The sequence below is a fragment of the Agrobacterium tumefaciens genome (assembly GCF_013337285.1).
Lineage (GTDB): Bacteria > Pseudomonadota > Alphaproteobacteria > Rhizobiales > Rhizobiaceae > Agrobacterium > Agrobacterium burrii.
Genome location: NZ_SUPW01000004.1, coordinates 204889 through 225660 on the forward strand (window position 1 = coordinate 204889; position 20772 = coordinate 225660).

Annotated in this window: 23 protein-coding genes; 4 read left to right on the plus strand and 19 right to left on the minus strand. The window is 58.8% G+C overall.

The genetic code is table 11. The features are described from left to right. Positions 1-25 precede the first annotated feature (25 nt). Together FCH38_RS13875 and FCH38_RS13880 are read right to left on the minus strand one after the other, a co-directional pair. Positions 26-733 carry a FadR/GntR family transcriptional regulator gene (locus tag FCH38_RS13875; protein ID WP_174374116.1) on the minus strand — a complete coding sequence of 236 codons (708 nt, stop codon included), beginning with the start codon at positions 731-733 and terminating at the stop codon, positions 26-28. A 109-nt stretch (positions 734-842) separates the two neighbouring features. Beyond that, positions 843-1343, minus strand: a complete 501-nt coding sequence (locus tag FCH38_RS13880) for a MarR family winged helix-turn-helix transcriptional regulator (RefSeq protein WP_174374198.1) — start codon at positions 1341-1343, stop codon at positions 843-845. Between the two features lie 81 nt (positions 1344-1424). Here FCH38_RS13880 and FCH38_RS13885 point away from each other — a divergent pair, with 81 nt between their 5' ends. Then, positions 1425-2288 (plus strand): EamA family transporter, encoded by an 864-nt coding sequence (locus FCH38_RS13885; protein WP_174374117.1) that lies wholly within the window; start codon positions 1425-1427, stop codon positions 2286-2288. 6 nt (positions 2289-2294) lie between these two features. Here FCH38_RS13885 and FCH38_RS13890 read toward each other — a convergent pair whose 3' ends face one another. The 3 genes from FCH38_RS13890 to FCH38_RS13900 form a co-directional block, all read right to left on the minus strand. Then, positions 2295-3533, minus strand: coding sequence for an aminopeptidase (locus FCH38_RS13890; RefSeq protein ID WP_174374118.1), 1239 nt, complete (start codon positions 3531-3533; stop codon positions 2295-2297). A gap of 89 nt (positions 3534-3622) precedes the next feature. Further along, a complete protein-coding gene (ybaK, locus tag FCH38_RS13895; RefSeq protein ID WP_174374119.1) occupies positions 3623-4099 on the minus strand; it encodes a Cys-tRNA(Pro) deacylase in 477 nt (158 codons plus the stop codon). A gap of 11 nt (positions 4100-4110) precedes the next feature. Then, positions 4111-4458 carry an ArsC family reductase gene (locus FCH38_RS13900; protein ID WP_174374120.1) on the minus strand — a complete coding sequence of 116 codons (348 nt, stop codon included), beginning with the start codon at positions 4456-4458 and terminating at the stop codon, positions 4111-4113. Between the two features lie 234 nt (positions 4459-4692). Here FCH38_RS13900 and FCH38_RS13905 point away from each other — a divergent pair, with 234 nt between their 5' ends. Further along, the gene (locus tag FCH38_RS13905; RefSeq protein ID WP_003503889.1) at positions 4693-4860 is read left to right on the plus strand and encodes a hypothetical protein; all 168 of its coding nucleotides are present in this window, start codon (positions 4693-4695) and stop codon (positions 4858-4860) included. 206 nt (positions 4861-5066) lie between these two features. Here FCH38_RS13905 and FCH38_RS13910 read toward each other — a convergent pair whose 3' ends face one another. Continuing rightward, a complete protein-coding gene (locus FCH38_RS13910; RefSeq protein WP_174374121.1) occupies positions 5067-5783 on the minus strand; it encodes a 2'-5' RNA ligase family protein in 717 nt (238 codons plus the stop codon). A gap of 164 nt (positions 5784-5947) precedes the next feature. Here FCH38_RS13910 and FCH38_RS13915 point away from each other — a divergent pair, with 164 nt between their 5' ends. Together FCH38_RS13915 and FCH38_RS13920 are read left to right on the plus strand one after the other, a co-directional pair. Further along, complete coding sequence (locus FCH38_RS13915; protein ID WP_174374199.1) at positions 5948-6526, plus strand: TetR/AcrR family transcriptional regulator; 579 nt, start codon at positions 5948-5950, stop codon at positions 6524-6526. A gap of 145 nt (positions 6527-6671) precedes the next feature. Beyond that, complete coding sequence (locus FCH38_RS13920; RefSeq protein WP_174374122.1) at positions 6672-7160, plus strand: hypothetical protein; 489 nt, start codon at positions 6672-6674, stop codon at positions 7158-7160. A gap of 38 nt (positions 7161-7198) precedes the next feature. Here FCH38_RS13920 and guaA read toward each other — a convergent pair whose 3' ends face one another. The 13 genes from guaA to FCH38_RS13985 form a co-directional block, all read right to left on the minus strand. Beyond that, on the minus strand, positions 7199-8776 hold the full coding sequence (guaA, locus tag FCH38_RS13925) for a glutamine-hydrolyzing GMP synthase (RefSeq protein WP_174374123.1): 1578 nt from the start codon (positions 8774-8776) through the stop codon (positions 7199-7201). Between the two features lie 83 nt (positions 8777-8859). Beyond that, complete coding sequence (locus FCH38_RS13930) at positions 8860-9498, minus strand: 5'-methylthioadenosine/S-adenosylhomocysteine nucleosidase (RefSeq protein WP_153515228.1); 639 nt, start codon at positions 9496-9498, stop codon at positions 8860-8862. Continuing rightward, positions 9495-9944, minus strand: a complete 450-nt coding sequence (locus tag FCH38_RS13935) for a PaaI family thioesterase (protein WP_153515227.1) — start codon at positions 9942-9944, stop codon at positions 9495-9497. The genes FCH38_RS13930 and FCH38_RS13935 overlap by 4 nt, the downstream gene beginning before the upstream one ends. An 80-nt stretch (positions 9945-10024) precedes the next feature. Then, positions 10025-10477 carry a TspO/MBR family protein gene (locus FCH38_RS13940; protein WP_174374124.1) on the minus strand — a complete coding sequence of 151 codons (453 nt, stop codon included), beginning with the start codon at positions 10475-10477 and terminating at the stop codon, positions 10025-10027. Positions 10478-10528: 51 nt separating this feature from the next. Next, positions 10529-11623, minus strand: coding sequence for a DUF1513 domain-containing protein (locus FCH38_RS13945; RefSeq protein WP_153515225.1), 1095 nt, complete (start codon positions 11621-11623; stop codon positions 10529-10531). A 4-nt stretch (positions 11624-11627) separates the two neighbouring features. Then, the gene (locus tag FCH38_RS13950; RefSeq protein ID WP_174374125.1) at positions 11628-12749 is read right to left on the minus strand and encodes an imelysin family protein; all 1122 of its coding nucleotides are present in this window, start codon (positions 12747-12749) and stop codon (positions 11628-11630) included. Further along, a complete protein-coding gene (locus FCH38_RS13955; RefSeq protein WP_174374126.1) occupies positions 12749-14272 on the minus strand; it encodes a di-heme oxidoredictase family protein in 1524 nt (507 codons plus the stop codon). The genes FCH38_RS13950 and FCH38_RS13955 overlap by 1 nt, the downstream gene beginning before the upstream one ends. 57 nt (positions 14273-14329) lie before the next feature. Beyond that, positions 14330-15607, minus strand: a complete 1278-nt coding sequence (locus FCH38_RS13960; protein ID WP_174374127.1) for an imelysin family protein — start codon at positions 15605-15607, stop codon at positions 14330-14332. Positions 15608-15762: 155 nt separating this feature from the next. Continuing rightward, positions 15763-17052, minus strand: a complete 1290-nt coding sequence (locus FCH38_RS13965) for an RsmB/NOP family class I SAM-dependent RNA methyltransferase (protein WP_149898365.1) — start codon at positions 17050-17052, stop codon at positions 15763-15765. Positions 17053-17112: 60 nt separating this feature from the next. After that, positions 17113-17481, minus strand: a complete 369-nt coding sequence (locus FCH38_RS13970; RefSeq protein ID WP_035219318.1) for a septal ring lytic transglycosylase RlpA family protein — start codon at positions 17479-17481, stop codon at positions 17113-17115. Positions 17482-17908: 427 nt separating this feature from the next. Then, positions 17909-18781: an SDR family oxidoreductase gene (locus FCH38_RS13975; protein ID WP_174374128.1), complete on the minus strand. Its 873-nt coding sequence runs from the start codon at positions 18779-18781 to the stop codon at positions 17909-17911. Positions 18782-18784: 3 nt separating this feature from the next. Beyond that, the gene (gene queG / locus FCH38_RS13980) at positions 18785-19936 is read right to left on the minus strand and encodes a tRNA epoxyqueuosine(34) reductase QueG (protein ID WP_174374200.1); all 1152 of its coding nucleotides are present in this window, start codon (positions 19934-19936) and stop codon (positions 18785-18787) included. Positions 19937-20014: 78 nt separating this feature from the next. Then, positions 20015-20707 carry a glutathione S-transferase family protein gene (locus FCH38_RS13985; RefSeq protein WP_142840881.1) on the minus strand — a complete coding sequence of 231 codons (693 nt, stop codon included), beginning with the start codon at positions 20705-20707 and terminating at the stop codon, positions 20015-20017. Positions 20708-20772: the final 65 nt, after the last annotated feature.

Below are 20772 nucleotides of genomic sequence, written 5' to 3' on the forward strand. Positions count from 1 at the left end.
TCCGTCTGGAACTGCGTTGAAAAAATCAGGCGATGCCGGCGGCGAGAAGCGCATGCACGCTTTCATCGAAATGCCGCGCCATAAGCGTTGAAGCGGTTTGCGGATCGCCGGCGGCAATAGCCTGCCCGATGGCGACGTGAAGCTCGCCGGCTGCGTGACGCTGGGCGTCAGATGTCCGGCTTTTCCAGCCGATCGGCCATGTCTGGCGCGTCACATTCTGGAAAGCGCCGAGAATGAGCTCGAAAACCGGGTTCTTGGAGGCCCGGGCGACGGCGAGGTGGAAAGCAAGGTCATGCTCCATGACTTTGTCGTTGTCGCCGAAGTCCCGTTCCATATTATTGGCATGGTCGAGAATGGTGAGCGCTTCCGTATCGGTGCGCCTGAGTGCCGCGAGCGTCACGGTTCTGACCTCGATGGTACGGCGCACGTCGTAAATCTGCTGGATGTTGATCTGCTCGGTATGAATGCCATGCTCGAACATCAGCGACATCGCCCCATGATCGAGCGTTGCCACGGTGGCGCGCTTGCCGGCGCTGACATCGATCAGCCGCATGGCCGAAAGGGACCGGAAAGCTTCGCGAACGACGGTGCGTGAGACGCCTAGCTGCTGGGAAAGCGAAAGTTCGCTCGGCAGTTTCGCGCCGGGGGCCAGTTCGTTTTCGCGGATATGGCGGGTGATTGCGCCGATCGTGCTGCTGACGAGACCGGTTTCATGGGAAATGGCGTTATACATTTTTCCTCCAACCTGTAGTACAGGTTTATGGAAAATTGCTTACAGGAATTTTTATACCGAAACAAGCGGTCATCGCTGGTTTGATTGGATGTTTGTCTGATCCGTGAACCTATTGCTCGAAATCCTGCAAAAAACGCTTCAGCAAGCCGTTCAGCGCCGCACGCTCCTCTTCGCTGAGGTGAGCAACCAGACGATGCTGGTTTTCGACATGCGCGCCGACGGCGTCCTCGACAATGACAAGTCCACGCTCCGTCAGCGATATCAACACGCTGCGCCGGTCCTGCGGGTTGTGAATGCGCTCCACCAGCCCGGCCTTTTCCAGCTGGTCGATCCGGTTGGTCATGGTGCCGGAACTCACCATGGTCATGGCCAGAAGATCGCCGGGGGAAAGCCGATAGGGCGGACCGGCACGTCTCAATGTCGCCAGCACATCGAAAGCGGAGGAGGAGAGCCCGTGTTTCAAAAGCACGGCCTCAACCTCGCGGCCGAGATGCGTGCTAAGCCGGTGCAGGCGCCCGAGCAGGCCCATGGGGCCGACATCAAGATCGGGCCGCTCCTTGCGCCATTGCGCCAGAATATGATCGACGTGGTCTAGCGGTTCTTTACTCATCATCAAGGCATAACAATTGATATCTTGACGTCAAGATAAAATCGACTAGGATGGATTTATCTTGATGTAGAGATTCTTGAAATGAAGAAAAATCCGACCTACGCCGCCGATGTGCTGGTGACCGCGCTTGCCCCGGCCATCTGGGGAACCACCTATTTCGTCACCACGGAATTTTTGCCACAGGGCTACCCTCTGCATGTCGCCATGCTGCGCGCTTTGCCGGCGGGCATCCTGCTGTTGCTGCTCGTCCGGAAGCTGCCGGAAGGCATCTGGTGGCCGCGCAGCTTCATTCTTGGCGCGCTGAATTTTTCGTTTTTCTGGGCGATGCTTTTCGTGTCGGCTTATCGGCTGCCGGGCGGTGTGGCGGCAACGGTGGGTGCGGTGCAACCCCTCATCGTCATTGGCCTTTCCCGGCTGTTTCTGGCCGCACCCGTCAGGCCGCTTGCCATCGCCGCCGGACTGCTGGGCATCACAGGTGTAGCATTTTTGGTTCTGACGCCCGGTGCTGCGCTGGATGGTATCGGCGTTGCCGCAGGACTTGCCGGTGCCGTCTCCATGGCTTTCGGAACGGTTCTGACCCGCAAATGGCGACCGCCGGTCTCCAATCTCACCTTCACCGCCTGGCAATTGACGGCGGGCGGCATTTTGCTCCTGCCGTTTGCCTTTGTTCTGGAACCGGCCCTGCCAGCGCCGACCGCCGCCAATATTCTCGGCATGGCCTATCTCGGCCTCATCGGCGCGGCGCTGACCTATCTTCTGTGGTTTCGCGGGCTTGCCCGCATCGAGCCCTCGGCTGCCGCATCGCTCGGTTTTCTAAGCCCTGTCGTTGCAACTCTTCTGGGCTGGCTGGCGCTTGGCCAGAGCCTCACGCCAGCGCAGATCGCCGGGTTTGTCGCGGTGCTTTTCAGCATCTGGCTCAGTCAGCGCAGCCAGTTGCCGAGGTAAGCGCCCTCAGGCCCATTCGCCCTTGCGCATAACCGGAACCGTGGAGCCATCCGGCTTCACGCCGTCAATATCCACCTTGTCGGAACCGATCATCCAGTCGATGTGGATGAGGCTGGAATTGCCGCCCTGCGCCTTGATCTGATCCTGCGACAAGGACGCGCCATCAACGAAGCATTTCGAGTAGCATTGGCCAAGCGCAATGTGGCACGAGGCGTTTTCGTCAAATAGCGTGTTGTAGAACAGGATACCGCTTGCGGATATCGGTGATGAATGCGGCACCAGCGCCACTTCGCCGAGACGCCGTGCGCCCTCATCGGTGTCGAGCACCTTGTTCAGCACCGCTTCGCCCTTGGAAGCCTTGGCTTCGATGATGCGGCCGGCTTCGAACTTCACCTGAATATCGTCGATCAGTGTTCCCTGATGCGACAGGGGCTTGGTGCTGGAAACGTAACCGTCCACCCGCAGCGCATGCGGCGTGGTAAACACTTCTTCCGTCGGAATATTCGGGTTGCAGGTTACGCCGTTCTTGGCTGTGGAAGCGCCGCCATGCCATTCATGGCCGTCCGCCAGCCCGATCGTCACATCCGTGCCGGGACCGGTGAAATGCAGCGATGCGAAGCGCTCACCGTTCAGCCATGCCGAACGCTTGGCAAGATTGGCGTTATGCTCCGCCCATGCCGCGACCGGATCGGCCAGATCAACCCGCGAGGCGGCGAAGATGGCGTCTGCGAGCTTTCGGACTGCTTCGTCCTCGGCAATATCCGGGAAGACCTGCTTTGCCCAGGAGGGGTTCGGATAGGAGATGATGTTCCAGTTGATGTCGAAATTGGAAATCTTCTCCAGCGCCGGCTTGTAGGCCGTGGAATTGGCCTTGTTGGCGCGCGCCACCTTGGCAGGGTCCTGCTCCGCCAGCAGCATGGGGTTGTCACCGGCAATCGCCAGCCGTGCAGCGCCGTTGGCATAGGCTTTCGCCATGCCCTCATAGAGCCAGCCTGAAGCCCGGTCGAAATTTGCGTCGCTGGCGTGGCGATAGCGGGCAAGCGTCGTTTCCTCATCGGAATAGAAGGTGGTGACCAGCCCGCTGCCGGCAAGATAGGCATGTTTGGTCAAAAGCCGCACCAGCGGCAGCGCCGCCAGCGGTGCCGTGATCACCAGATCCTGATCCGTCTGCAATTGCAGGCCGACTTTTACGGCGACTTCGGCCAGTTTTTCGAGTTTGACGGGATCGATGGGAGAAACGGTCATGATCTGCCTTCGTATATTTCAATCGGAGGCGCCGACCATAGCCCATTCCTTTCGAAAGCCAAATGCTTTCAAAAGCGGTGGGAAAAGCGTCAGTCCGCCACCAGCGGAGCGATGACGGCCTTCAGTGCCGCCTGCGCATCGCGAGGCGAAAGTCTCACCTGCAACCCCCTTTGCCCGCCATTCACATAAACATACGCATGCGCCATGGCCTCGGCCTCAATGGCCGTCGGCACTTGCTTCTTCTGCCCGAAAGGGCTGATGCCGCCGACATGGTAACCGGTGGCCCGCTCCGCATCGACAGGCTTCATCATGCTGGCGGATTTACCTCCGAAGGCGGCGGCGAGTTTCTTCATGCTCACCTCACGGTCGGAAGGGACAACGACGCAGACCGGTTTGCCGTCCAGCTCCGCCATCAGTGTCTTCAGGACCAGATGCGGCGGTTCGCCAATCGCCTCGGCCGCCTGCAAGCCGATGCGGTCGGCATTCGGGTCGTAGTCATAGGTAACGGTGTTAAAGGCAATGCCGGCCTTGGTCAGTATCTGGGTGGCGCGGGTCGTTTTCGACATGGCGGCTGGGCTCAGGCGAAGAGGGTCTGGTAGGTTTCCGGTTTGAAACCGACGGTTATCTTGCCCTTGGCCTCAAGTACCGGACGTTTGATCATCGAGGGCTGCTCCAGCATCAATCCGATGGCCTTCTCACGGCTGAGATCGGCCTTCTGGCCATCATCCAGTTTCCTGAAGGTTGTGCCGGCGCGGTTGAGAACCGTTTCCCAGCCCGCGGCATCGCACCATGTCTCCAGATGGGCGCGGTCAATGCCGGCCGCCTTATAGTCATGAAAAGAATAGTCGATGCCGTTGGTTTCCAGCCAGCTTCTGGCCTTCTTCATCGTGTCGCAGTTCTTGATGCCGTAAATGGTGATCGTCATGCTGCCAGCCTCGTTGTCTTCAAGCTCTCCGGCATAACAAAATATCCACCTTATTCAACCCGCTCGCTGAAGTGCTCTGCGCCGTTTGAGAGGCGTGACATCTGAGCCATGCGGAATCGCCATGGCTGATATCCAAACGAGCGCGAGCAAAGCTGCATGGCTTCCCTGCTGCATCATGAGTTGTAGAAGAGGCCGAAAATACCCATTATTTGCATATCAAAGATGGAGAGAAAAATGCGTCAGGTTGCAAAGACATCGCGTAACTTCTTCGGCGAAACTTTCGCCGTTCTCGGTGCTGCGCTCTCGGTTTCGGCCGCTGTTCGCGCACATCGCAAGCCGGCCCGTGCCGATCTCGAAGCCCTCGGCATCGACGGCAAGGCTTTCGACAAGGTACAGCTCTAAGCTGGTTGTTACTTGTAGCGAGGCGGCATCGCCTCGCTTGCGCTTCGGGTCGAAATTCATATCGGTTTTCGACGCGCGAACTGGATGTGCTGCGAATGGCTCGAGAAGCGTTCCGTATTCACGCCGGAAGGTTCCCGCATTGTCCTCGAACGGCAGATGCGGGATAAATTGTCAGCACAGGATTGCTCCGCCGTTTTGAGCGCACGTCATCGCACCGCTGCACTCTGCTTCGGCCGCTTCGACGGGCCGATCACTCTTTCCGACAAATATAACTGGCTCTCAGGCCGCTCATAACGATCCGCTTTCGCTGAAAGCGCAAAGCGTGCCAGAGATTCGTGCCGTGTTTCGCCATTATGGCTGAAGACAAGCTCGAAATTGCCCGCCAGCCAGCTATAGGGTTTACCAGCCGGCATCGGCTCAATCTTTCCGCAGCCATAGATCATGGTGAGATGCGGCGTAAAGGATGATGCCGCAATAAAGGGGAGATTTGCCCGCCAAAGGGCACGTTGCAGCATCTTCACCAGAGCCTTGATCTCCGGCATGTCGCGGCCGCTTCGCAGCACCAGACTGTTGCGATTACCAAAAAGCGACGTTTCTTCGAAAGTGATAGGAACAGGCCGCGCCTCGATTTCCCCCAGTGCCGCCTTCAGCCTGTTTATCAGCCCGCGAGGCGCAGTCTCGAAACATCCGACACAGAGCAGGGTTATATGCAGAAGCTCCGCAGGATAGGCTGCACGCCTCGTCCGTCCTTCCGCATGGTGCGAGGCATCGGCAAAAATCCTCTCTGCCAAGGCTGCCGGCGGTTTCAACACGATCAAGACCTTGCTGCGCAATCGCGGATTGAAGCGCTGTATTTTCGGCGGCCCCAGCGCTTCAAAGAAAAGCTGCCTTACACCTCCTTTATCCGTCAACTCGAAACCCATGACGATGCTCCACGGCTTTTGCCAAGGCCGTGATATTATCATTGCCAGAGGGAATTGAAAGAACAAAAAGAGAACAATCGTCCCGACAGGCAGGGGGAATTCCCGGAAATAACAGTACGATGCGTTAAGTTGACATTCTACCTACTAGTTGGTAGATAATGAATATGAAAAACCCACAGACCAGAGCCGATGATATCCTTCGCTGCGCGCGCACCCTCATTGTAAGGGGCGGCTATAACAGTTTCAGCTACGCGGATATCTCCAATGTGGTCGGCATTCGCAATGCCAGCATTCACCACCATTTCCCCAGCAAGTCAGACCTGGTCCGCAAACTGGTCGAGCAGTACAGGCAGGAAGCTGAAGCCGGGATCGCCGAACTGGAGCGAAACATCTCTGATCCGCTCGAACAGCTTCGCGCTTATATCGGCTATTGGGAGGGCTGTATCGCTGACGCGACCCATCCCTTCTGCGTCTGCGCCCTGCTCGCCACTGAAATACCGGTCCTTCCCGAATCTGTCGTTCTTGAAGTGCGCGCGCATTTTCAAAGCCTCTCGGACTGGCTCACCACCGTGCTGGAACGCGGGGCTGCCCAACGGCGCTTTGCGCTGACCGGGACGGCGAGGGCCAATGCTGAAATGTTCATGGCCACTGTGCATGGCGCAATGCTCTCGGCCCGCGCCCACGGTGATGCCGCGACCTTTGGCGCGATAACCCGCCCCATGCTGGAACGCATCACCGCTTGAAAACGAAACGTCGCCAGGGAGGTGAATACATGACCTGAGCGACACCCAGACCCGGTAAATATTCAGCACTACGCTTGCAGATCAGTCGTCAACAGTCTGCTTCCTCAGGTCCGCCCTTATTTTAGGAAGAGAAAGGCAATCTCTCATGTTCGGAATTTCTCCGCTTGGCTGGGTCCACACACTCGGCAGCCTGCCGGCCATTCCCGTGGCCATTTACATGTTTGCCCGTCACGGTCGAATCGTTCCCCGATCCACGCCGGGCGCCATCTATTTTGTGTCCATGTTGATTGGCGCTGTGACGGCCTTCCTCGTGGCGCATCAGCCGGTCAGCTACGCCATTGGCGCGCTGACCATCCTGTTCCTGCTCGCAGGTTACGGAATCGAGCGCATTCTCGGCTCAACGCGCGTCGCCAGATATGTTGAAACCATCTGTCTCAGTGTCAGCGCGTTTCTCCTGATGGTACCGACGGCGACGGAGACCCTGCGCCGTGTTCCGGACGGTCATCCCTTTGTCACCGATTTGAAATCGCCGCTGCTTCTTGGTGTTCAGGCAGGGTTGCTGGCGATCCTCATTGTCGGTCTGACCGTCCAGATCATCTACCTCGCAAGACAAAACAGAAACGCCGCGAACTAGTCGCGGCGTTATCGTTTAAGCTGGGTCGATTGTCGTCTTTATTCCCACTCGATCGTGCCGGGCGGCTTGCTCGTAACGTCATAGACGACACGGTTGATGCCGCGTACTTCGTTGATGATGCGGGTCGCGGCGCGGCCGAGGAAATTCATGTCGTAGGGATAGAAATCTGCCGTCATGCCATCCACCGACGTCACGGCGCGCAGCGCACAGACGAAATCATAGGTGCGGGAGTCGCCCATGACGCCGACGGTCTGCACCGGCAGCAGTACGGCGAAAGCCTGCCAGATCGTGTCATAGAGACCTGCCTTGCGGATTTCGTCGAGATAGACCGCATCTGCCTTGCGCAGAATATCGAGCTTTTCGCGGGTGATTGCGCCGGGGCAGCGGATCGCCAGACCAGGACCGGGGAAGGGGTGTCGGCCGATGAAGCTTTCCGGCAGGCCGAGTTCGCGGCCGAGCGCGCGGACTTCGTCCTTGAAGAGCTCACGCAGCGGTTCGACGAGCTGCATGTTCATGCGCTCGGGAAGACCGCCGACATTGTGGTGGCTCTTGATGGTGACGGACGGACCGCCGGAGAAGGAAACGCTTTCGATGACGTCAGGGTAAAGCGTGCCCTGCGCCAGAAACTTCGGTGCACCCTTGCCATCCGAAGCGATCTTGGCCGCTTCGGCCTCGAAGACCTCGATGAACAGGCGACCGATGGTCTTGCGCTTTGCTTCCGGATCGGAAACGCCCGAGAGTTCGCCGAGGAACAGATCGGCTGCGTCCACATGAACAAGCGGAATATTGTAATGGTCGCGGAACATGCCGACCACCTGCTCGCTCTCGCCAAGCCGCATCAGGCCGTGATCGACGTAAACGCAGGTCAGCTGGTCGCCGATCGCCTCATGGATGAGGATCGCCGCAACCGAGGAATCGACGCCGCCGGAGAGCGCGCAGAGCACGCGGCCGGTGCCGACCTGATCGCGGATCTTGCGGATCATCTCGGCGCGATAGGCCGCCATTGTCCAGTCGGATTTCAGGCCAACGATCTTGTGCACGAAGTTGGACAGCAGCTTGCCGCCATCAGGCGTGTGCACCACTTCCGGGTGGAACATGGTGGTGTAATAGTGACGCGTCTCGTCGGCTGCGATGGCGAAGGGCGCGTTTTCCGAGGTGGCGATGACCTCGAAACCTTCCGGCAGCTTCGTCACGCGGTCGCCATGGCTCATCCAGACAGGATAGCTCTTGCCCTCATCCCAGAAGCCTTCGAAAAGCGGGCTCGCCTTTTTGATGTCGATATCGGCGCGGCCGAATTCCGCCGCATGGCCGCCCTCGACGACACCGCCGAGCTGCGTGCAAAGCGTCTGCTGGCCGTAGCAGATGCCGAGGATCGGAACCTTGCTGTCGAACACCGCCTGCGGCGCGCGCGGGCTGCCTTCAGCCGTCACGGATGCGGGGCCGCCGGAGAAGATCACGCCCTTGGGCTGAAGCTTCTCAAACGCCTCTGCGGCATTCTGGAACGGATGGATTTCGCAATAGACCCCGGCTTCGCGGATGCGGCGCGCAATCAGCTGCGTCACCTGGCTGCCGAAATCGATGATGAGAATGCTGTCGGGATGGGCTATCTGGGTCATGGCGAGCCTTTAAAGAAAATGGCGGCTTTAGGCAACCCGCAAGCGGGCATCAACCAGCGGAAATTTGCGAAAATCGCAAGGTTTCAAAGGGCGATCACGCCCTCCTCAATGGCGTGGCAAAGCCGGTCGATGGCATCCGCCAGCTTTTCATCGATGATGTGCAGATACTCCGTCCAGTCGTCCACGTGGTTCACATCGGCCTTGCCATCGGAAATACCGCGCAGGCCGATAAGCGGCACACCGAAGCGCTGGCAGGCTCTCAAAACGGCAAAGGTCTCCATTTCCACCATATCGGCATCGATCAAGCCATAGGCGGCGCCAGAAACCACATTGCCGCCGGTGGAAAGCCGTGCGTCGGCAATTTCGGGTATGCGGAAGGGCAAGGCCACCTCGGCCGGCAGGTCGAGAAACGGCGTGCAACCCTTTTCAAAACCGAAGGGGGAAGCGTCCATGTCGCGATAGGAAACTGAAATCGCCTGATAAATGCCCGTCTGTTCCAGCGTCCGCGAGCCGGCGGAACCGAGCGAAACGACGAGGTCGGGCAGATGATCCGCCGCATCGAGACCGGCAAGAACCGCCGTGACTGAAACCGCTGCCTCAACCGGGCCGACGCCGATCATGAGGGGTGAAATTCTCGCCTGCAGGTGAGGGCCGTATTCGGCGGGAGCCGCCATGACAAAAAGAACGGATTTATCCGCAACATGCAAAAGCCGATAGCTCATCCGGTAATGTCCTCGCGTCCCTTCACCACCATCATCGTGCCTGTCATGGAGGCGATCAGTTTTGCCGGTCCGTCGGCAAGCGCATAGGCGCGGCCGTCGGCAACGATCAGATTATTTCCGGGCTTGATGATCTCGCCACGAAACAGGAACCGATCGCCGCGACCCGGCGACATGAGGTTGACCTTGAACTCGATGGTCAAAAGCGAGGCTTCCGGCTCGATGATCGTATAGGCGGCATAGGTGCAGGCCGTATCCAGACCGGCGGCGATGACGCCGGCATGCAATATGCCATGCTGCTGCGTCAGCTTTTCATGAAAGGGCAATTCGATTTCCACCAGCCGGTGTTCGATACGGCTGATCTGCGCATCGATTGCCTGCACGACACCCTGCCGCGCAAAGCTTCTTTCTATCCGCTGACGAAAATCGCCGGGATCCGTGATCTCCATGGCCTACCTGCCTGCTCTAAGTCTCCACCGCAAACTGACATGGCGTGGGACGACGGGCAAGGCAAGGGTGCGGAAGTCATTTAGGTCAGGAGGCCGATACTCGCATTCAGCAGGGTGGCGAAGCCAACCCAGAGGGCATAAGGAACGAAAAGCCACATCGATATCCTGTCACGGCGATAGGTGAGTGCGATGAAGGCGAGGATGCAGATCAGCATCGGCACGATGATGACCAGTGCGCCCGCCGGGCTTTGCATGCCGAAAAAGATCGGCGACCACAGGAAATTCAGCACCATCTGGGTGAACCAGAGGCGCATGCGTGTCCCCATCCGCTTCCTGATCCATGTCCGTGCGCCGGCGATGCCGATCAGCACGTAAAGCGTCGTCCAGACCGGCCCGAAAATCCAGTTAGGCGGATTGAAGAACGGCTTTTGCAGTGATTGATACCATTCGCCGGGCACATTGTTGACGCCGATCAGCGCCCCAACGGCAACAACTGCAACCACGAAAACAATATACACGTTGAGGTTTTTCATGACGCTTCCAATGCGCCGGCCGCGCTTTGGTTCCCGTGCCTTTTCAGTATTTTAGCTGGCGATGCGCACGATATGCTGGTCCCATGCCACGTCACTGCGCAGGGTTTCGAAAAATCCATCATAGGAAGAAACCGCAATCCCCCGGGCGGAGGGTGCAACGCCCGCTGCGTCGCGCACGCTTACCTCTGAAACCACCCGCCCGGTTTTCGCATCCAGCGTCACCGCGGCATTGCCATTGGGCGACGTCAGACCCACCAGCCCCTCGCGCCGGTTGACGGCGATGGCGCCGACATAATTGGCAAGGCGCACCGTCGTTTCCTCCGGCAGGTCGACGAAGGCCAAATCCTCGCCCTTGGCGAAATGGCCGACCAGTGGCGGCAGATCGTTGCGTGGTCCCTCATATTGGCATGCGAACCAGACGCGACCGTCATTGCCAAGGTCTACATGGCGGGTGGAAAGCTGCCGCAGCCGGTCCGGCATCGTATGTTTCTGGATTAACTGGCCCGTTGCGGCATCCAGAAGCACGAGAGAGGGTTGCATGCTGTCGATATTGAGCTTGGTACGGCCGAAATCCGGGTGGGTTTCGATGCCGCCATTGGCGATCACGATCAGCCGCCCGTCATCGCTCACCGTCATATCATGCGTACCGACGCCGTGGGCATCGTATTCGCCGATACGGGCAAATCCATTTTTGGCGTCGTAAAGCCCGATAACACCGCGATTGCCGTCGAAGTCGTTTTCGCTGGCATAGAGAATTGCGCCATCGGGGGAAAATTGCCCGTGGCCATAGAAATGGCGGTTCTCCGGCGTGTGCATCACAATCGGTTCGCGGTGCCGCGCGGGATCGAAGGCCATGAAGAAGGTGCCGGGCCGGCGCGCAAAGGCCACGGTCGTGCCCGTGGCGTGGCTCGTCGCCATTCCATGCGCGCGGGCGGGAAGCGCAACACGGTCGATGATCTCGCCACGCTCGCTCACCGTCGCAATACCGTAGGAGCCGTCACGGGCGCGGAAGGCAGAAGCAAAGACGGCGTCTGTGCGTTCCAGCGCATAAAGTGAACGGGGAGCCAGCGTGGCGAGAAAGGGAATGCCCACCGCCTTGATGAAGCTGCGCCGATCTATCAGCATCCGTTTGGCGCCTGATATCATCGGCTCAGTCCCCGTCGGCGAAGGAAAAGCCGGAGCTGAGGCCGATCGCGCCGCCATATTGGTCATTGAGACGGTAGATCAGGTCTTTGCCGTTGAGGAGCAGGTAATCCACCTTGGCGCGCTGATCATCTTTTTCCAGCGCCTTTTCCACGTCCGTATCGATTGTTCCGGAAATGCGGATCATCGACTTGGCGATGAAGTCGATTGAATTAACGATGGAGCGCTGATCGGGCGGCACGAGTTCGACCATATCGGCGGTGTGCAGCAGGGTCTGAACGGCCTTGATGTTGGTGGCAATGCTCTTCCACGTCAGGCCGGAGCGCCAGTAAATGGCGGTACGGGGAAACCGCGCCTTGTCAGGCCTCTTATAGAAGGTTTCGATCCGCTGGTCACGGATCGCCTCTGAGCCATGCACGAGAATGCCGAGCAGGGCAACCAGGGCCTCGCGCTCGTCTCGAAAGACCGGATTGTCCGCTCCGGGCTGCGTCCAGTTTTTCTGCGCGCCATCAGGGGCGTTCCAGCTGTCGGAAAGCTCGGCCGCCACATTGGCGATATTGCCGGCGATGGCCGCGCCGAAGCGGCAGCGGAAATCCCCCATTTTGTCGAGCAGTTCTTCCGCGCCAGTGCCGTAAAGCACGAATTCCAGCGCGCCAAGCCCCTGCGCCGCGACACTCTTGCCCTTCAGGCCGTCGGCGCTGGTGACGCTCTCATCCTTTTCCGAGAGGTAACGCTGCACCTGTTTCAGCCCCAGCCCCTTCTTGTCGGGGTAATAAAGCACGCGTTCGAAACGGTTCTGCTCGATGACAGGGCCGACCCGCACGATCTCGATGGTCGACCAGTTCGCTACCGTATCGGCAAAGGCTGCCTTGGCCGCCTCATCCGTCGTTTTGGAGGGCGCTGCGCAGAAGGCCTTCATGCTGCCTTCGAGCCTGTCTGCCGATTGCCGGAAGTGGTCGTAACCGGGGCGTATGAAGCCGTTCACCGCCTTTTCCATAACGCTCCGTACCTGTGCGGGGTCGAGCGGTGGCGGCGGCATCAGTTCCACATCCTGCGCCATCGTCGGCTGATTGGTCAAAAGCAGCAGCACGGAAACGAGGCCGGATATTTTTCGCATGGCATTTTTCATCAAAGGGACTCCAGAAAAGCCAGCAAAGCCTGCCGGTCGGATTTTTGCAAGGCGGCAAAGGCGTCGCGCGCTTTTTGCCCTTCGCCGCCGTGCCACAATATTGCTTCTGTCAGGCTGCGCGCCCGCCCGTCATGCAGGTAAAAACCATTGCCATTGACGCTTCGCGTCAGGCCGATGCCCCAGAGAGGCTGCGTTCGCCATTGTCTCCCGCTCGCTTCGCCCACGTGCTGGCCATCGGCAAGCTCCTCTCCCATGTCATGCAGCAGGAAATCCGAATAGGGCCAGATCAGCTGGAAAGAATGCATGGGGTCGCTCGCATCACGGCGGGTGACAAATTTCGGCGTATGGCAGGCCGTGCAGCCGGAGGTGTAGAAAAGCTGCTTTCCCCGCAGAGCGGTCGGATCACCGGCGTTGCGGCGCTGCGGTACGGCAAGGTTTTCAGTGTAAAAGGCTACAAGGTCGAGAACGGGGTCAGAGGCCTCCACCGGCCCCAGCCGTGGCTGCACGCCGGTCGGCATGGCAAGACAGTCCTTCTGGGTTTCGGTGCAATCACCATAGGCGTTCGGTGCATCCGCCGTGGAGATGCCGATATCGTGGGAGAACGCGCTGGCGCTCTGATCGCGAACGCTTGCATTTTGGGCTTTCCAGCCGAACCGCCCAAGTTTCAACTCGCCGGTGCGATGATCCCTGACCCACGCAGGGCGGCCGGCAATGCCATCGCCATTCTTGTCATCGGGATCGGCTTTGACCAGAATATCGATATCGGCAATGGCCTCGATCAGGCCAAGCCCGAGGGTTGGCATGGCGATCCGCGCCGAAACCGTCGTGTCGGCGCCAAGCGGGCCATATTGGAGGTCCGCTACGGCATAGGCAGGCTTGCGCAGCATCGCCACCTCTCCATCTAAGAGGCGCACGGGCGTTTCAGAGTAGGAAATGACCGGCTTGCCCTCGGCTGGAAGGCCGGGAATGGCAAGGTTCTGCAATTGCCGGCCATAGGTCTCGTCGGGGAAGTTCAGCACCTCGTGGCGCGCAATCGCGGTACGTTCCGCCTCGTTTCGGGCCGGTCGCGCCAACCGCAGAAACAGGGAGACGGCGTCTTCCCCGGCAAGAGGCGGGCGGCCTCTGCCATCCTTCACATGGCAGGTCTGGCAGGATCGCGCATTATAAAGCGGCCCCAGCCCGTCCGATGCCTGTGTGGAGGAGGGGGAGGAGACCCAGAGCTTCTGGAACAGCGCATTGCCGAGCTTGAAATCCTGCTTCCGCTCGAATTGCATGGTGGCGGAAGGATGCGAAAACGCGCCGCTATCGGCTTTGTTGGTACTGGTCGTTGCGCCGCCGGACATGGCCTCGAAGGGCTCGGGCCTGGTAAAATCCGTCGTCGGCGCGGTCACGGCCTGAACACGGTTATGGTCTTTCTCCGTCAGATCGCCACGCACCGGTTCGGCAAGAGATATCGACGCCACGAGGCAGGCTGCCCCGGCGAAGAAGAACGGCGTGCGGATCGGCAACAGCAAAATTGTCATTGAATCGGAAGCGTCTGGAAATAACGGGCCGCAGCGGTCTGCGGCCCGTCGTAAAGCTTATTTGAAAACGGTATTGGGATTGTCGAGGCTGTCAGATCCTTCAAGCTCGATCTTGCCGAGATCAAGCGCAGCAATGACGCGTTCAACGGTTTTCGTCTGGTCGATAAGACCGTCGATGGCCGCCTGAACCACGGCATTGCCTTCCTTGTTGCCTTCGCCGATCATCTGGTCATAGGCTTCAACGGTCTGGGCGCGCTTTTCCATCGCATGCATGGCGTCGAGCGTCTTGTTCAGCTTCGCCGTCATTTCGTCGTTCAGCGCCTTGTCCTTGGCGCCGACGAGTTCCGCCAGCGAGGCGCCGGTCATCTTCGTGCCGTCCACGCGGGTATATTCACCGGTATAGGCCGAAGCGATGCCGATGGCGTCGTTCAGATGCGAATTATAGGTGTTGTCTGAGAAGCAGTCATGCTCCTCTTCCGGGTCGTGCAGCAGCAGGCCAAGCTTCATGCGCTCGCCGGCCAATTCGCCATAGGAGAGCGAACCCATGCCGGTGAGAATGGCGGTAAGGCCGGCTTTCGGGTCGGCTTCCACCGTCTTCGTGGCTTCGCCTTCCGGCGCCCAGGCGTCCACCATCTCCTGAAGATCCTTGATCAGCAGGGTGGAGGCGGATTTCAGGTAATCAGCGCGACGGTCGCAATTGCCATTGGTGCATTTTGCCTTGTCGTAATCGGTATAGGGACGGTTGCCCGTGCCCGGTCCGGTGCCGTTCAGATCCTGGCCCCAGAGCAGGAACTCGATGGCGTGGTAGCCAGTCGTCACATTGGCTTCGACATCGCCCGCCTCGTGCAGGCTCTCGATCAGTTCAGGGGTGATCTTGGAGGCGTCGACCTCTTCACCGCTGATTTTGATTTTCGGATTAGCGATAAGGTTGGCGACGTAAAGCTCGTTCTCGTCGCTTTCCGTGCCGTAGGAACCGTCAACATAATCGATCAGGCCTTCATCCAGCGGCCAGGCGTTGACCTTGCCTTCCCAGGCATCAACGAGAGGATTGCCGAAACGGTAGACTTCCGACTGCTGGTAGGGAACGCGCGCCTTGATCCAGGCTTCACGGGCGGCCTTCAGGGTTTCTTCGCTCGGAGTTGCGATCAATGCGTCGATCGCCTTGTCCAGCGCCTTCGCCGTGGTCAGCGAATCCTCGTATTTCGCGTGCGCGACATCGGCGTAATGCTTGACGACAGCCGCCGCGTCAGTGGCGGCCTGTGCGGGAAGCGCGGTGAAAGCCGCCGATGCGGCAAGAAGCGCGAAAGAGGCGCTGAGAATGGTTTTGCGGATCATGATCCCTCTCCTTTGGCGGCCATGAAATGACTTCACGCCACAGCAGGGGAGTTCTGACCCAATCACAAACTTGTGTCAAACATTCTAGTTTAGAATGCTTTGAAACAAGCTCGGGCGGTATTTCGCAAGTAAAATCACTGCGTGCAAATCGGCTTTTATGCTTTGCGCTTCATCAAGCAGAAGAAGAAACCGTCCGTATCTGTGGTTGCAGGCGTCAGCGTCACTGTCTTTCCGTCGGAGGAATGCGGTTTGTTCGCATTTGCACCGAAAGTCGTCTGCCAGCGCTCCAGCGCAGAACCGATGACAAATTCGGGATTTTCCTCGCAGAAACGCCTGACCTGCTGTTCGTTTTCCTCAGGCAGAACGGAGCAGGTGACATAAAGCAACTCGCCGCCCGGCCGCACGAAACCCTTGGCCTGCGACAGCGCCTCACCCTGCTGCTGCACGCGTTCTTCTAGGTTGCGTGCCGTCAGCCGCCATTTGGTGTCGGGGCGGCGGCGCCATGTGCCGGTGCCGGTGCAGGGCGCATCCACTAGAACGCGGTCGAATTTTCCCTGGAAGGGCACAAGCCCTGCTGTACGATCATGGACCTGCACATTGCGGGTGCCGGCCCGCTTCAGCCGCTCGATGATCGGCGCAAGCCGCTTGCGGTCGGCGTCGAAGGCGTGAACCTGGCCTTTATTATTCATGCTGGCGGCCATGGCCAGCGTCTTGCCGCCGCCTCCGGCGCAATAATCGAGTATCTGTTCGCCCTCATGCGCGCCGGCGAGATCGGCTACGATCTGCGAACCCTCGTCCTGCACTTCGAACCAACCCTTCTGGAAGGAGAGTTCGGCGGTGACGTTCGGCAGGCGGGAAGGGCCTTCGCCGGCGGGGATGCGAACACCCTGACGGGCGATCCGGGTGGCTTCCGCGCCGCTTTCCGCAAGCGCCTTCAGCACCTTGTCGCGGGTTGCCTTCAGCGTGTTGGCGCGCAGGTCAAGGGTCGGCCGCTCATTCAGCGCCTGCGCTTCAGTAAGCCAGTTTTCACCAAATGCCGTTTCGAGGGAAGATTGCACCCATTCGGGAATATCGCCCTGAATATGGGCCGGCGCGTCACCGAGAGAGCGGGAGAGAAAGGCCTGCTGCCTTTGTTCGTCTGGTGCGGCGGGGGCGAACTTGTCGCCATCGAATTCCGCCGCCAGTTCCGAAAAGCTTTTGCCCCATTGGCGCAGCAGCACGGCATAACCAAGCGAGGCGGCGCTGTCGTCATCCATCAGCCAGGCGTGCGACAGCTTCATGCGCAGCGCGTCGTAGACGATGTTGCCGATCGCAGCCCGGTCGCCGGATCCCGCGAAACGATGGGCAAGGCCCCAGTCCTTCAAGGCATCGGCGACGGGACGCCTGCGTCCCTCGATATCCGCCAATACTTCGATTGCTCCGGCCAAACGCCCGCCCAAACGCATTGTCTACCTCTTTTGCTGATAAGCCCGGTTGGTAGACGCGAATGGCGGCGAGGGCAAGGCTCAATCGGCCTTGACGATCTCGTAGCAGACCTTGGCTGTGCCAGAGCTGATCATGCCGATGTTCTTGGCGGCAGCCTTGGAAAGATCGAGAACGCGACCCTTGATGAACGGACCGCGGTCATTGATGCGCACCACCACGGCCTTGCCGTTGCGCGCGTTGGTAACCTTGACCTTGGTGCCGAACCGCAGCGAGCGGTGAGCGGCGGTCAGGTTGGCGGCGTTCATACGCTCGCCCGAAGCAGTCTTGGAGGTCAACGCATACCACGATGCGCCTCCACAACCATTTGCCGCATTCGCCTGAAGAGGCGCGATGATGGAACAGGCGGCTATAGTTGCAGCGGTGAAAGTTATACGACGGATATTCAACAAACTGTGCTTCCCTGAAAATCGGCCCCGCGCCGATTGATTGTGCCCTTGCTAAACGACCATGAACTGGCCTGAACGCCTTTTGATGCGAGATTGTAGGGCGAGGGAAAAATGGCGAAAAAAAGCTAAGCTCAAATCACGAAGTGTTACAGACTGTAATATTCGTGATCATTAGCCGGAAAGGTGTCCGTAGGGCGGACGGATAAGAAAATGGAAAAAATAACGCAGAATCAACGCGCAATCGAAATGCTGTTACAAGTCACGGCTTCGTGAATCCACTTCACGAAATGTGAGTGAAATATTTTTCTAATTGCTATGATTTTAGTGAATTTTGTTTGGTTAATAAAGTCCTAATTGACCAAAATGCGACGAAAACCATCCTCAAAAGTAGGTTTGGAAGGATTTTTCATCGCTTTTAACGGCTACGTCTTCAGCCTCGCCAGAGACCGTTTGCCCACAACTCCGTCAGCGAGATTTTGTACTCCGGAAAGTCGAAATTGAAGCCGAGACTGCGTATTTTAGCGTTGGAAACACGCTTGTTCTCGCCGTAGAAGGAGCGCGCCATAGGGGTCAGATCGGCGGTTTCGAATGCCTGTTCGGGCGGCGGCTCCACACCCATCAACGTCGCGGCGAAGCTCACCACATCCTGCGGCGGGCTGGGTTCGTCATCCGTGACGTTGAAGATGCCGTGCTCGTTTTTCCGTGCCAGAAAGGCAAGTGCCGCACCGATATCCTCGACCCTGATGCGATTGAACACCTGATCTTTCTTCACCAGCCTTCGCGCCGTTCCCTTTTCGAAATTCATGAAGGCATTGCGTCCGGGGCCATAAATTCCGGACAGACGAAGGGTGACAAGCGGCACATTTGCTTTTTGGGCGGCCGCAGTCCAGGCAGCTTCGGCAGCGACCCGCTCCACGGAACGGGCGGAGACAGGGCGACAGGGGCTTTCTTCATCCACCCAGGCGCCGTCATGATCGCCATAAACACCGACGGTGGAGAGATAGGTCATCCATTCCAGCTTCGGCAGAAACCGTTTCAGATCGTCGCCCAGCAGCGCCAGCAACGGATCACCTTGCCCGCCGGGCGCGATGGACTGGACGAGATGTGTGATATTGCCCATCGCTGCGATGAGATCGTCATTAAGATGGACGCCGTCAAAAAGGAACGGCGTCATGCCTGCGGCTTCGAGGTTCGGAAACTTATTCTGACTGCGCGTCGTACCGGAAATAGTATCGGCCACGGATTTCAGCGCGTTTGCGATGGCTTTTCCCGAATATCCCGCGCCAAAAATCATCACATGCATGCGTCACGCCTCTGCCAGTTGCCATTCCATTTCCGCCTCCGGATCGGTCTCCGGGGCGCGGGTGGCAGAGTATGTACGGAATTCTTCCCTGTCCATAAGTTGTGACAAAGCCCATGCGGCCATACCGCGCACCTCCGGTGAGGGGTCTGTTTCGGCAAGCGCCTTACATTGTTTCACGAATTGCCGGTCGGCGGAGTTTCCCGCCGCGATCAGCACGTTGCGGATAAAACGGTTGCGGCCGATCCGTTTGACCGGAGAGCCGCTGAAAAAGCTGCGGAAGGCGGCATCGTCGAGGGTCAGCAGAAAGGAAATGGAAGGTTCCTTCAGGTCCTCGCGCGCCTGCAATTTCATCTCGGAGGCGCTCGCTGCAAACTTGTTCCACGGACAGGCGGCAAGGCAATCGTCGCAACCATAGATGCGGTTGCCGATCATCGGCCGTAATTCGTGCGGAATGACGCCCTTATGCTCGATGGTGAGATAGGAGATGCAGCGGCGCGCATCGAGCTGATAGGGGGCGGGAAAAGCGGCCGTCGGACAGGCATCAAGACAGGCGCGACAGGAACCGCAATGATCCTTCTCCGCCTCATCAAGACAGAGCTCGGCGGTGGTGAACATGCTGCCGAGAAACAGCCAGGAACCATGTGTGCGGCTGACGAGGTTGGTGTGCTTGCCCTGCCAGCCAAGCCCTGCGGCGGCGGCAAGCGGTTTTTCCATCACCGGCGCGGTATCGACAAAGACCTTCACATCCTCGCCGGTACGTGCCGCAAAACGGGTGGCGATTTCCTTCAGCCGTCCCTTGATAATGTCGTGATAATCGCGATTGCGGGCATAGACCGAAATGGCTGCCTTGTCCGGTTTCGAAAGTACGCCACGCGGGTCTTCCTCCGGGCCGTAATTCAATCCGAACATGACGATGGAGCGCACATCGCCCCATAGCGTTTTCGGCTGAGCCCGGCGGGCCTCCGTTTCCTCCATCCAGGCCATCGTGCCGTGGTAACCCTTGTCGAGAAACAACCTCAGCCGTTCCGGGGCCAGCGGAATGCTGTCCGGTGCGGTGATGCGGCAGAGATCAAAGCCAAGCGAAAGCGCTTCCTGGCGAACGAAATCCGTCAGTTTGCGGGCGCGTATTCGCTGCTTGTCGCTGGCAACGTCGATGGTCGTTTCTCCCGAGGGTTATTCTGCGACTTATATATGCTCAACGCAGGCCGCAGCAAATAACCGGGAAGGCGAGGCTTAAAAATCCAGGTCGGCGTAGTGCGAGGAGGGGGCAAGGCGCGGAATACGCTCGCTCAGGAACGGCCGGAACGATGGGCGGGATTTCAGCCGCTGGTACCATTCCTTGGCGATGGGCGCTTCGAGCCAGTTGATCTCACCAAGATAGTCCAGCACCGAAACACCGGCTGCGGCGGCAAGGTCGGCATAGCTCAACCGGTCGCCGGCTAGCCATGTGCGCGAACCCGCCAGCCATTCCAGATATTTGATGTGCTGGCGGATATTGTTGCGGGCAGTGCGCAACAGCTTGGAATCCGGCGGCCCGCCACCCTGCGCGGTCGTCATCTGCAATTTATAAACTCGCTCCCGTACCAGCGGCCGGGTCACGTCATTTTCCATCTTCTGCAGAAACCACTCCGTCAGGCGGCGGATTTCCGCGCGCTGAAACGGGTCTTCTGCCAGAAGTCGCCTGTCGCGTTTCAAAACCCCATGCGTTTCATCAAGAAACTCGGCAAGCACGTAAGGCCCGCTGAGGGAACGCATATTGTCATCCAGATAGACAGGCAGGGTGCCGGCCGGATTGAGCGCCAAAAACTCCCGCCGTCTTTCCCACGGCTGCTCTTCCACGAGATCGGTTTGGAACCCGTATTCTGCGAGGATCAGACGAACGAACCGGGATGCGGTCGACATCGGAGAATGATAGAGAGTTGGCATCGGTACTCAATTTTTACAATTGGTTGTCATGATCGGCATTTGCCGGAAAACTTTTTCAGTTTCGC